This is a genomic window from Cupriavidus basilensis (assembly GCF_000832305.1).
GTDB classification, from domain to species: domain Bacteria; phylum Pseudomonadota; class Gammaproteobacteria; order Burkholderiales; family Burkholderiaceae; genus Cupriavidus; species Cupriavidus basilensis_F.
Genome location: NZ_CP010536.1, coordinates 2,658,454 through 2,670,237 on the forward strand (window position 1 = coordinate 2,658,454; position 11,784 = coordinate 2,670,237).

Genomic DNA, 11,784 nt, shown 5'->3' on the forward strand with positions numbered 1-11,784 from the left:
TGTTCTTTTTCTGTTGGCGCCGGCTGACTCGCGGCGGCCGCGTGGCGACGGGTCAACTATAAGCAGGCCCGCGAAGATGCGAATCCTTCACGACGAGGATTCCGCGCGTCATGTGGCTGGGTGAGGCGGCCTCACCCAATTGAATGAGGCAACCGATAAGGCAGTGGATACGGCAGCGGCGCGATGGCCGGGCGAGGGACGTTCAGGCCGGCGGGCAATGCTGCGCGTGCAGGCGCACCAGTTCCATCTGGCCATGAGTGTTGGTCTTCTGGAAGATCTGCTTGAGGTGGCTGCGCACCGTGTTTTCGGACACGTGCAGTACCTGCGCCAGGCTGGCGATGGAGTGGCCGGCGAAGACCAGCGCGTTGACCCGCGCCTGGGCCTCGCTCAGCTTGAACTGGCGCGCGAACAGGCAATCGTGGTGCGCATGCTCCGCACCCTGCCGGCGCGCGCTGACCACCACCAGCGCGCGCTCCTCGCCCAGCCCGTTGCGCATGGATGCGCCGGCGGGCTGCAACGTGAGCGTCGTGGGCAAGGCAAAGCCGGGCGCGGACACCGCCAGCACCTGCGTGGGCGCCTGCGTGGCCTGGCCCGGGTGGGCGTCGCGCGTGTCACCGGCCTTGGAGGGAAGTCCTTGGGAAGCCCCGGCCAGCGTGTCCAGCATCTCGTGCAAGGTGCGGTGGTCGGTCGGCATCACCGCGGCAAGATAGTCGCCATCCTGGTACAGGCCGCTGCCCTGCCCGCACAGCGCCTGCGCGCTGCGGTTGCAGTAGACGATGCGGCCATCCCGCTCCACCAGGAAGGTGGCGTTAGGATGGCCGTCGATGACGCGCATCAGCGCCTGGCTCAGGTCCGCGGCGCTGTGGCGGTGCCAGCGGTTTTCCAGCGACAGCGCCATATGCGCCAGCAGGCCGCGGAACTCCGCCTTCTCCTTGCTGGCAAAGCGCCGCTGGTCTTCGCGCCGGTACAACTCAAGGTAGTAGACGACATCCGCCTCGCGCGCCACCACCCCGCACAAGCGATGCAGATAGCGATGGGGCCGCAGCAACGCCTGGTAGTAGTCCGTGCGGACCAGGTCGCCGCTGCCCAGCATGTCGTCGCCGCTGATCACCTGCAGGGGCTGGTAGGCCGTGCTGGAGAGGAACCACGGGTTGCGCGCGGAGTACTGCGCGAAGGTGCGAAAGAACGCCGGGTCGTCCGGGGCGCCGTGCAGCACCGCGCCCTGGCCGCCGGCCAGGTGCCGCCGCGCCAGCACGGCCATGCCCGCGGCAAACTGATCGCGCACCAGCGCAACCACGCCGCGCCAGCCATCATCATCGCGCGCGGCGTGGATACGGTAGATCAGCTCCCCGGCCTGGGGATCGGCGCTATCGACGCTATCGGCCTTATAGGCGCTATCGGCATTCTGGGCGGGCAACCGCGCTTTCTCCATGGCATCGGGCACAGCGGATTCGGGCAACGGCGAGCGCCATACGGCGCTGCCCGCGGCCTCTTCGATATGAGGACTGCCGGCCAGTGTTTGCGCTGGCACCCTAAATGTCAAGGCGCTGCGCCATGCTGCCGCGCAGCATCCGTACGGCATGCCGCAGCGCGTTCCGGCCCCTTCCCGCGCAGCGCGCATGTCATTGCGCGAGGGGCGGATTCAGACAATAATCGGAGCGCCCGCTGCCAGCCATCCGTCCCGACCCGGATCGCACACACCCCTCCCGGAGCCGCATCGCACCCGACGCCACCACGCCATGCGCATCAAACGAGAATATCAATCCTGGGTCGCGAACGAAACGCTGGAGGATTACGCGCTGCGCTATGCGGCACGCTCTTACCGGCGCTGGTCGCCGTTCACGCTGGCCAACACGGCTATCGGCGGCGTGTCCTTCCTGGCGCTGGAAGCCATCGGCGCCAGCGTCACGCTCAGCTTTGGCTTCCAGAACGCGTTCCCGGCCATCCTGCTGGTGTGCGCACTGATCTTCCTGATCGGGCTGCCGGTGGCATACCACGCCAGCATGGCCAACGTGGACATCGACCTGCTCACGCGCGGCGCGGGCTTCGGCTATGCCGGGTCCACCATCACCTCGCTGATCTACGCCTCCTTCACCTTTATCTTCTTCGCGCTGGAATCGGCCATCCTGGCCCAGGCGCTCGCCATTGCCACCGGCCTGAACCTGACAGTCGGCTACCTGGTCTGCTCGCTGGTGATCGTGCCGATGGTGTTCTTCGGCGTCACGCTGATCAACAAGCTGCAGATGTGGACACAGCCGCTGTGGGCGGTGCTGCTGGTGCTGCCCTTTGCCTACATCCTGCGCCACGATCCCGGCGTGCTGGCGCAATGGGCGGCATTCACCGGGCGCGACGCGGCCTCGCCTGCATTCAATGTGCTCGCGTTTGGCGCCGCCACTGGCGTGCTGTTCTCGCTGATGGGCCAGATTGGCGAGCAGGTGGACTACCTGCGCTTCCTGCCCGACCGCACGCCGCGCAACCGCTGGAGCTGGTGGAGCGCACTGCTGCTGGCGGGCCCGGGCTGGATCGTGATCGGCGGCCTGAAGGTGCTGGCGGGCAGCCTGCTGGCGGTGCTCGCGCTGCAAGCCGGCGTGCCCGCCAGTCACGCGATGGAACCGATCCACATGTACGTGTGGGCATACGGGCAGGTATTCGACCGGCCCGAGGTGGTGCTCGCGGTGGCGATGCTGTTCGTGCTCGTGTCGCAGATCAAGATCAACGTGACCAATGCCTATGCGGGCTCACTGGCCTGGTCCAATGTGTTCGTGCGGCTGGCGCACTACCATCCGGGCCGCGTGGTCTGGCTGGTGTTCAACGTGCTGATCGCGCTGTTGCTCACCCTGCTGGGCATCTTCAGCACGCTGGAGGCCGTGCTGAGCGTGTATTCCAACCTGGTGATCGCCTGGCTCGGCGCCCTGGTGGCCGACCTTGTCGTGCTCAAGCCGCTGGGCATCAGCCCGCGCCGCATCGAGTTCCGCCGGGCCTACCTGCATGCGTTCAACCCGGTGGGCTGCGGCGCCATGCTGATCGCCTCGCTCGCCGGCATCGGCGCTTATTCCGGCTTCTTTGGCGCGCTGGCGCAAGCCTATTGCGCCTTTATCGCGCTGGGCGCTTCGTTCGCCAGCGCCATCCTGATCGCCTGTGCGACCCGCGGCCGGTACTACATCGCGCGGGAAGACCCGGCCCCCCTCGACAAGCACACCGACGAGCCGATCCGCTGCTGCATCTGCGAGCGCGACTACGAAGCACCGGACATGGCGCACTGCCCCTTCTATGCGGGGCCGATCTGCTCGCTGTGCTGCGGCCTGGACAACCATTGCCACGATGCCTGCAAGGCGCCCGGCGCCGCCGCACAGGTGCAGGCGGCGCCGTGGCAAGGCAGTTTCCTGCGGATACTGCCGCCGCATTTCCTGCGGCGGCTGGCGCGTTTCCTGGGCCTGTTCGTGATTGCCGCGGCGGCCATGGGCGCCGTGTTCCTGCTCGCCTACCGGCTGATCGGCGAAGGCCATGCCGCGCACGCCGACGGGATCGGCGGCCTGCTGCTGCGCGTGTACTCGGCCACCCTGCCGCTGCTGGCTTTCGGCGCGTGGTGGATCGTGCTGTCACACGAAAGCCGCGAGCTGGCACAGGCGGAACTGATGGAGTCGCTGCGCCATCTCGAGTCCGCGCGCAAGCACCTGGTGGACGCGGAAAAGATGGCCTCTCTCGGCGGACTGGTCGCGGGCGTGGCGCACGAGATCAACACGCCCGTGGGCATCGCCGTGAGCGCCGCCTCCTACCTGCAGGACCGCACCAGCGCCACGCAGGCGCTGGTGGCCAGCAACGGGCTGGCACCAGAGGCGCTGCAACGCTACCTGTCGGACGCCGCGCAATCCGCCCGTTTGCTGTTGTCCAACGCCAACCGCGCGGCGGAGCTGGTACAGAGCTTCAAGCAGATGGCGGTCGACCAGACCAGCGAAAAACGGCGCACCTTCGACCTGGGCGACTATATCCGCGAGACCGTGGTCAGCCTCGACCCGCGCCTGCGCGACACACACGTGCAATTGCTGATCGACTGCCCGGCGGGCATCGCCATGAACGGCTACCCCGGCGCAGTCGCGCAGATCCTCACCAACCTGGTCATGAACTCGCTGGTGCACGCATTCGGCAGCGGCGACACTGGCCCTGTGCGCGGCACCATCCGCATCGCCGCCCGACTCGCCGCCGGTGACGAAGTCGTGATCCGCTACGCCGACGACGGCAGCGGCATTCCCGATGCCCTGCATGAGAAGATCTTCGAGCCCTTCTTTACCTCGCGCCGCGGCAAGGGTGGCAGCGGCCTGGGCCTGCACCTGGTCTACAACCTGGTGACACAGCGCCTGGGCGGCACCATCGCCGTGGGCCATGCGGGGCAGGCCAATGGCGGCGGCACCGTCTTCACCCTGCGCATGCCGCGCATCACGCCCTCGGCGAAGGCCACCATTCCGATCGTATCCGCCAGGACTTTGCCATGAACCCCTCTTTGTCCATGCCCGCGTGGCAGGTCCTGCTGGTCGACGACGACCCCGACGTGCACGAGATCACGCGCCTGGTGCTGACGGACCTGACCTTCTCCGGGCGCAAGATCCAGTTCCACAGCGTATATTCCGGCCAAGCCTGCAGAGCCCACCTCGCCGCTCACCCCGATACCGCGCTCGTGCTGCTCGATGTCGTGATGGAAACCGACGATGCCGGCCTGGCCACGGTGCGCTATATCCGCGAGCAACTGCGCAACCCCGACCTCCAGATCGTGCTGCGCACCGGGCATCCCGGCATGGCGCCGGAGCGCGAGGTGGTGACCGGCTACGAGATCAATGGCTACTTCCTCAAGACGGAGATGACCGCGCAAAAGCTGACCTCCGTCGTCATCGGCGGCCTGCGTGCCTACCAGTACGTAAAGGCCTTGCAGCAATCCCATGGCCTGCCCCAGCCGGTACCGCGGGCGCCCGAGCTACCCACCTCCGAGGCAGGTAGCGACGCGCAGGTCGAAGCTGCAATAGAACAAGCGCTGTACAGCGGGCAGTACCGGCTGCAAGCCGTCTCCCAGTTCGACCTGGGCTGCGCCGCCATCGCGGCCATCGCACTGCTGCCGGCGTGGCCGGGCCCCACCGGCTGGATGCCGCATGCCGAGATCGCCAACCACGTGCGCAGCCCAAGCCTCATTGGCGCGATCAACGCCGCGCTGCTGCGCCGCGCCTGTGAACTCGCGCTAGCCTGGCACACGGATCCGCAAGCCGCCCTATCCAGCCCGGCCCGCGTCAGCGTGCCCATCCTGCTGCCGCTCATGGCCGGCGCCGAGGAGTCCGAGCTGCTGGCATTGCCGGAACTGCTGCGCCAATACCTGCGCGAGACCGCCCAGGCCGGCAACGTGCTCGACCTGCAGTTGCCAGGCAGCCTGCTGGGCACCGCCACGGAAGCCGCCCGCCTGGCCTGCGCCCGCATCCAGGAGCAAGGCGCGTCCGTCACGCTGGCCGACGTTGGCGACACGCCCATCTCGCTGGCCAACCTGCAGCGTTTGCTGCCCGACCGGCTGCAGATTCCCCAGGGCTACGTGCGTAACGTGGCAACCGATGCCAAGCGCGCCGCCATCGCGCGCGCCGTGATCGCGCTGGCGCACACGCTCGGCATGCAGGCGCTGGCCAATGGCCTGGCCAGCTCGGAAGAACTGCAGTTCTTCAAATGGGAGGGTTGCGACATTGGGCAGGGGGACGTGCTGGGCGGCGTCTGGGAGGCCACGGGTCGCGGCTCGCCAGGCGCCTAGCGTGCCGCCGCACCCGGCTCGGTGATGGCGCTGTAGACCAGCGTGCGCAGCTGGCGGCGCACCGGGTAGGCGGACGACGGCAGGAGCTGGGTCAGGAACAGTCCGATCAGGTCCTCCTGCGGATCGACCCAGAAGAAGGTGCTGGCCGCGCCGCCCCAGAAGAAGTCGCCGGCGCTGCCGGGAATCAACGTGGTCGCCGGCGTCACCGTGGTGGCGAAACCGAGCCCGAAGCCGACGCCATCATAGGTGGCTTCGCTGAACATGGAGCGCGACATGCGCGGCAGGTCCACGCCGCCCGGCAAATGGTTGGCGGTCATCAGCGCCAGGGTCTTCGGCCCCAGCAGGCGCACCCCATCCAGCTCACCGCCTTGCAACAGCATGCGTGCGAAGCGCATGTAGTCAGCCGCGGTGGACACCAGGCCGCCACCGCCGGAGATGAAGCTTGGCGGCTTCAGGTAGGGGCTGGTGAGGGGATCGTCCTGCAGGACCGGCGCGCGCGCGGACACCACCTTAGAGCCGAGCGAGCCGACGGCGTAGCAGGCGCAAAAGCGCGAGGCCTTGTCTTGCGGCACGTGGAAGGCGGTGTCAACCATGCCCAGCGGATCGAATATGCGTTCCTTCAGGAAGGTCTCGAAAGGAATTCCGCTGATCTTGCCGACAAGGTAGCCCAGCACGTCGGTGGCAACCGAGTAGTTCCAGGCCTCGCCCGGCGAGAACTCGAGCGGCAGCCTGGCCAGCTTCCCGATCATGTCGTCCAGCGTGCCGCCGGTGGCGAGCTCGCCCAGCATCTGCTTGCGGTAAGCGGCGTCGACGTTGGTGTTCTGCTGGAAACCATAGGTCAGGCCGGACGTGTGGCGCAGCAGGTCGACCACCAGCATCGGGCGCGCGGCCGGGCGCGTCTGGAAGCTCTCCATGAACCCCCCGGCGTAGACGCCCAGGTTTTCCCATGCCGGGATGTACTTGCTGACCGGATCGTCCAGGGCAATCTTGCATTCCTCGACCAGCATCATGACCGCCACCGAGGTGACGGGCTTGCTCATCGAGTAGATGCGGAAGATCGAATCCTCGGCCAACGGAACCTGTCGCTCGCGGTCGGCCAGGCCCAGCACAGAGTTCAGCACCAACTCGCCGCGCCGCCACACCTGGGTGAGGGTGCCGGGCAACTTGCCGGTCGCGATATAGGCGTCATCGATGAACCGCTCGACCCGCCCAAGCCGCTCGCGGGACATCCCCTGCGTTTGCCTGCCTTGCATATCCGTGTCTCCTCATTGATGCCGTAGGTGAAATGCCGGCTCGCTGGCTGGAAATGCCGCTCGCTCGCACTTCGCCATCATGACATCGGCGCCTCCCTACGCCAAGCGGGCCGCGCGGGCAGCGGCAACATGCAATGAAACCGGAGAAGCGGTGAATGCCACGGCGTGGGCCGGCGTCTGCCGCACGGGTCGCATCGACTCACCGAACGATGCGATGCGATGCGATGCGATACGCTAAGCGGCCGCCCCCCCTTACTCCAGGGTCACATTGGCCTTCTTGACCAGGGCCGCATAGCGCGCCGCTTCGCTCTGGAAGAACCTGGCGGCGGCCTCCGGCGTGCTGGGACTGATCACATTGCCCTGCTTCTTCATCGCTTCCAGCACGTCCGGGCTGGTGAATGCCTTGGCGAACGACATGTTGAGGCGCTTGACCTCGGCAGGCGGCAGCCCCGCCGGGCCTACCACCGCAAACCAGCCCTCGACGGCGTAGTTGGGCAAGCCTTGTTCCGCGATGGTGGGAAGATCCGGTGCGGCCGGCGAGCGCGTTGCGCCGCACAGGCCGATCGCGCGCAGGGTGCCGCTCCTCAGGTGCGGCGCCACGGCATTCAACGCCACCACGCCCATCTCCACCTGGCCCGCGATCAGGTCGGTCATCATCGGTCCGGTGCCTTTGTAGGGCACATGGCGAGCCTTGGCATGCGCCTCATCGAGGAACATCTCGGCGGCGAGCTGGATGATGGTGCCGTTGCCCGACGAGGCATAGTTGAGCGAATTGGGCTTGGCCTTGAGCAAGGCAATGAGTTCCTGCACGTTCTTTGCGGGAACCTTGGGGTTGACCACCAGGACCAGCGGCGTGGAGCCGATCACGCTGATGGGCGTGAAGTCCTTGATCGCGTCGAACGGCATCTTCTTGTACACGCTCGGGTTGATCACGTGGTTGTTGGAGAACAGGCCCAGCGTGGTGCCGTCGGGTGGCGCCTTGGCCACCGCCGCAGCGCCAGTGATGCCGCCGGCGCCGGGAAGATTCTCGATCACCACCGGCTGGCCCAGGCTCTTGCCCAGCGCAGGCCCGGCAGCGCGTGCGATCGCGTCCACGCCCGAGCCTGCGCTGATCGGCAGGATCAGGCGCACCGGCCGGCCCGAGCCCTGGGCCAGCGCGGTGCCGGCCGGCAAGGCAAGCGTAAGTGCGATCGCCGAAGCGGCCATACCGAGTGCTGCCCGGCGCGAAAGGGGGAATGCCATGTCTGTCTCCGTATGTTTATCTTTCTGGTCCGCGTGGCCGTCCGAAACCACGCGGCAATGCGGGAAGCGTCAGTCCGGGGCATGCACGCCCAGGCCGGACAGGATTTCGTCGTTGTGCTCGCCGATGCCCGGCAGCGGCATGCGCACGCCGGGCCGGCGTCCACCCATCAGCAGCGGCAGCAGTACCACATCGGTGGTGCCGCCGTCCTCGGTCTGCATCGGCACCAGGCCACCGCTTGCTCTCAGGTGCGGGTCATCGAGCAGTTGCTCCGGACGCATGATGGGCGCGTAAGGAATGCCCGCGGCTTCGAGCTTTGGCGCAAGCGCTTCCACGCGATGGTCCTTGAGAATCTCGCCAAGCCGCTCCAGCAAGGCCGGGCGTACCGCCACCCGCATCGCGTTAGTGGCCAGCGCCGGGTCGGCGGCCAGGTCGGGACGTTGCAGCACATCGCACAAGGTGTTGAACTGCTTGTCGCTGACGGCGCCGATGAACAGCTGCTCGCCTTCGGCCAGCGTGAACACGTCGTAGACGCTCCAGGCGGACACGCGCGACGGCATCGGCGGCGGCGGCTCGCGGGTCATCGAGAACTGCTGCATATGCTGGGACGACAGGAACACGCAATTCTCGAACAGCGCGCTCTGCACTTCCTGCCCCTTACCGGTGCGGTCGCGCTCCCGCAAGGCCGCCATCACGCCGATGGCGCCGAACATGCCGCCCATGATGTCGTTGACCGAGGTGCCGGCGCGCAGCGGGCGGCCCTTGGGCCCGGTCATGTAGGACAGGCCGCCCATCATCTGCACGACTTCGTCGAGCGCCAGGCGGTTTTCATAGGGACCGGGCAGGAAGCCCTTGTGCGAGACGTAGATCAGTCCGGGAAACCTGGCGGACAGCGTAGCGTAATCCAGCCCGCATTTCGCCATCAGCCCCGGGCGGAAGTTCTCCAGCAACACGTCGCACTGGCCAACCAGCTCCGCTGCCGTGGCCTGCCCTTGCGGGGTGGTGATATCGATGACCACGCTCTTCTTGTTGCGGTTGAACGAGCGGAAGAAGCCAATGCCGAGGCCGGGCAGGTTGCGGGTCTTGTCGCCACCGGGCGGCTCGACCTTGATGACTTCGGCGCCCAGGTCCGCGAGGATCATGCCGCAGGTCGGGCCCATCACCATATGGGTGAACTCCACCACGCGGACGCCGGCGAGCGGCAGGCAGGCGTGTTCAGCGGCCATGGTTCTCTCTCAGGCGGAAAGCCGCATCGGCAACCGACGCGGGAAATGTCTTGGGCAGGCCGGCGCGCCACAACGTGCCGTGCAGGGTTTCATTGGTCAGCCAGCCGGCCACGCGCTCGCGCAGCGCCAGCAGCCGGCCGATATCGATGCCGGTATCGAAGCCCATGCTGCCCAGCAGGTAGGCCAGGTCTTCAGTGGCGACATTGCCGCTGGCGCCGGGCGCGTGCGGGCAGCCGCCGATGCCGGCGAGACAGGCATCGAAGCGGGTCACCCCGGCTTCCAGCGCGGCATGGACGTTGGCCAGGCCAAGCCCGCGCGTGTCGTGGAAATGGCCGCACCAGAAGCGGTCGCCGGCCAGTGCCGTGGCGCGTTCGAACAGGCGGCGAACCATGCCGGGATCGGCGTAGCCCACCGTGTCGGCCAGGCTCACGCGATCGGCGCCCGCGTCCAGCAGGGCCTGCATCAGCCGCAGCACCTCCTCTGGATCCACATGGCCCTGGATCGTGCAGCCAAAGGCCGTGCCCACGCCACCTTCGATCAGCGTGCGGGAGCCGGCCGCGTCACGCTCGGCGCGGATCCTGGCGACCTCGGCCACGACTTCGTCGGGCGTCTTGCGCAGGTTGGCCAGGCTATGGGCATGGCTGGCGGACAGCGGCACCAGCATCAGGTCCGCGCCGCTGGCGATGGCGTTCTGCGCGCCCCGCAGGTTCGGCACCAGGACCGAGACGAACAGCCCCGGCAGCGATCTGGCAAAGTCCACAAGTTCCGCGGTATCGGCAAGTTGCGGCAGCAGCTTCGCCGGGACGAACGAGCCGACTTCGATCTCCCGCTGGCCCGCCGCGTAGGCCGCCTGGATCCACTCGCGCTTGGCGGAAGTCGGCAGGATGGTGGCGATGCTTTGCAGCCCGTCACGCAGCCCGACCTCGCGGATCACGGCCTGGCGCGGTGCCGATGGAATGTGCGTTGTCATTGGATCAGTGTCTCCTCGGAGGTTCGTGCTTTGATCTGGCCTATGCACTCTATGTTGTTCCGGCCCACGCCAGAAGCGGTAATCAAGAAGCACTAACATTCCGAATTGGAACATCTAAGCGGATCACGCCGATGCATCCCCAGGCCAGCGGCCCGCCGACTGCGGCGCCCCCGGTGCCGCCGCTTGCGTCCAGCCCGAGGAATTTCCGGTTGTGACAAAAAACGTTAAGATGACCGCGCTTGATTTCCAGATTGGAAATCCTCAAATCCTCCGTTGAAGGCTTTCGATGCGTGATCTAGACCTCACCTCCCTGCGCCTGTTTGCTGCGGTTTGCGAGACCCGCAACATGGCGCGCGCCGGCGAGCAGCAGCACATCGTGGCTTCGGCCATCAGCAAGCGGCTGGCGCAGCTGGAAGACACGGTGGGCGTCACGCTGTTCGAGCGGCGCCGGCGCGGCGTGATCCCGACCGCGGCGGGTGAGATCCTGCTGGAGCACGCTCGCGCCATGCTGGCCGCGGCCGATCGCGTGGAGCGCGACATGGCCGACTACGGGACCGGCATCAAGGGCCAAGTCCGCTTGCTGGCCACGGTATCGTGCATGGCCGAGTCGCTGCCCGACGATATCGCGAGCTTCCTGCAGGTGGCTGAGCATCGGGACATCCGCGTCACCGTCGAGGAAAGCCTCAGCCGCGACCTCGTCCGCTCATTGCGTGAGGGATCCGCACCGTTGGGTATCTGCTGGGATGCCGCAGATCTGGAAGGATTCCAGACCCGCCCCTATCGCAGCGATGCCCTGGCGGCCATCGTGCATCCCGAGCATCCGCTCGCTAGCCAGCCGGATTGCACGTTTGAGCAAACGCTGGAATTCGACCACATCGGGCTGCCCGGGCAGACGGCTGTGCACACCATGCTCGCGCGCGCCGCGGCCATCATCGGCAAGCCGATGGCGTACCGCGTGGTGGTTTCCTCGTTCGATGCGTCCCTGCGCTGCGTGCGCGCGCATCTGGGTCTTGCCATCGTGCCGCGCGAGGTGGTCGAGCCCATTTACGCCAGCGTTGGCGTACGGGTGATCCCGCTCACCGATAGCTGGGCGCAGCGCCGCTTTGCGATCTGCATGCGCGACGAGGCAAGCCTTTCGCCGGCGGCAAGGCTGCTGGTGGACTACCTGGAACAAAAAGCGGCAGGCTGAAGGCACGCCTGCGCGCCTAGCTTTGCCTAGTCGGCGCAGACCCGTTTCACGATGACAAGGCGTACAACAAACCGAGGGCCAGCAGGCATCCGGTCAGTTTCAGGTAGTACCCGCCACCGTGATGAGGTTG

General features: G+C 67.0%; 8 protein-coding genes. 3 read left to right on the forward strand and 5 right to left on the reverse strand.

From position 1 onward, the window contains the following. Positions 1-202: 202 nt before the first annotated feature. Positions 203-1,531, reverse strand: coding sequence for a LuxR C-terminal-related transcriptional regulator (locus RR42_RS12395; RefSeq protein ID WP_052494614.1), 1,329 nt, complete (start codon positions 1,529-1,531; stop codon positions 203-205). Between the two features lie 208 nt (positions 1,532-1,739). On the opposite strand from RR42_RS12395, the gene RR42_RS12400 reads away from it, so the two are divergent. Together RR42_RS12400 and RR42_RS12405 are read left to right on the forward strand one after the other, a co-directional pair. After that, positions 1,740-4,490 (forward strand): ATP-binding protein, encoded by a 2,751-nt coding sequence (locus tag RR42_RS12400; protein ID WP_052494615.1) that lies wholly within the window; start codon positions 1,740-1,742, stop codon positions 4,488-4,490. Then, entirely contained in the window at positions 4,487-5,776 is a 1,290-nt protein-coding gene (locus RR42_RS12405) for an EAL domain-containing protein (protein WP_082054892.1), read from the forward strand. The genes RR42_RS12400 and RR42_RS12405 overlap by 4 nt, the downstream gene beginning before the upstream one ends. Here the strand turns inward: RR42_RS12405 and RR42_RS12410 are convergent. The 4 genes from RR42_RS12410 to RR42_RS12425 form a co-directional block, all read right to left on the reverse strand. Continuing rightward, positions 5,773-7,029 (reverse strand): serine hydrolase domain-containing protein, encoded by a 1,257-nt coding sequence (locus RR42_RS12410; RefSeq protein WP_043347164.1) that lies wholly within the window; start codon positions 7,027-7,029, stop codon positions 5,773-5,775. The genes RR42_RS12405 and RR42_RS12410 overlap by 4 nt on opposite strands. 252 nt (positions 7,030-7,281) lie before the next feature. Continuing rightward, positions 7,282-8,271, reverse strand: a complete 990-nt coding sequence (locus tag RR42_RS12415; protein WP_043347167.1) for a Bug family tripartite tricarboxylate transporter substrate binding protein — start codon at positions 8,269-8,271, stop codon at positions 7,282-7,284. A gap of 69 nt (positions 8,272-8,340) precedes the next feature. Next, complete coding sequence (locus tag RR42_RS12420) at positions 8,341-9,495, reverse strand: CaiB/BaiF CoA transferase family protein (protein ID WP_043347170.1); 1,155 nt, start codon at positions 9,493-9,495, stop codon at positions 8,341-8,343. After that, positions 9,485-10,465: a hydroxymethylglutaryl-CoA lyase gene (locus RR42_RS12425; protein WP_043347172.1), complete on the reverse strand. Its 981-nt coding sequence runs from the start codon at positions 10,463-10,465 to the stop codon at positions 9,485-9,487. The genes RR42_RS12420 and RR42_RS12425 overlap by 11 nt, the downstream gene beginning before the upstream one ends. A gap of 286 nt (positions 10,466-10,751) precedes the next feature. Here RR42_RS12425 and RR42_RS12430 point away from each other — a divergent pair, with 286 nt between their 5' ends. After that, positions 10,752-11,654, forward strand: a complete 903-nt coding sequence (locus tag RR42_RS12430; protein WP_043347175.1) for a LysR family transcriptional regulator — start codon at positions 10,752-10,754, stop codon at positions 11,652-11,654. The last annotated feature ends 130 nt before the right edge of the window (positions 11,655-11,784 follow it).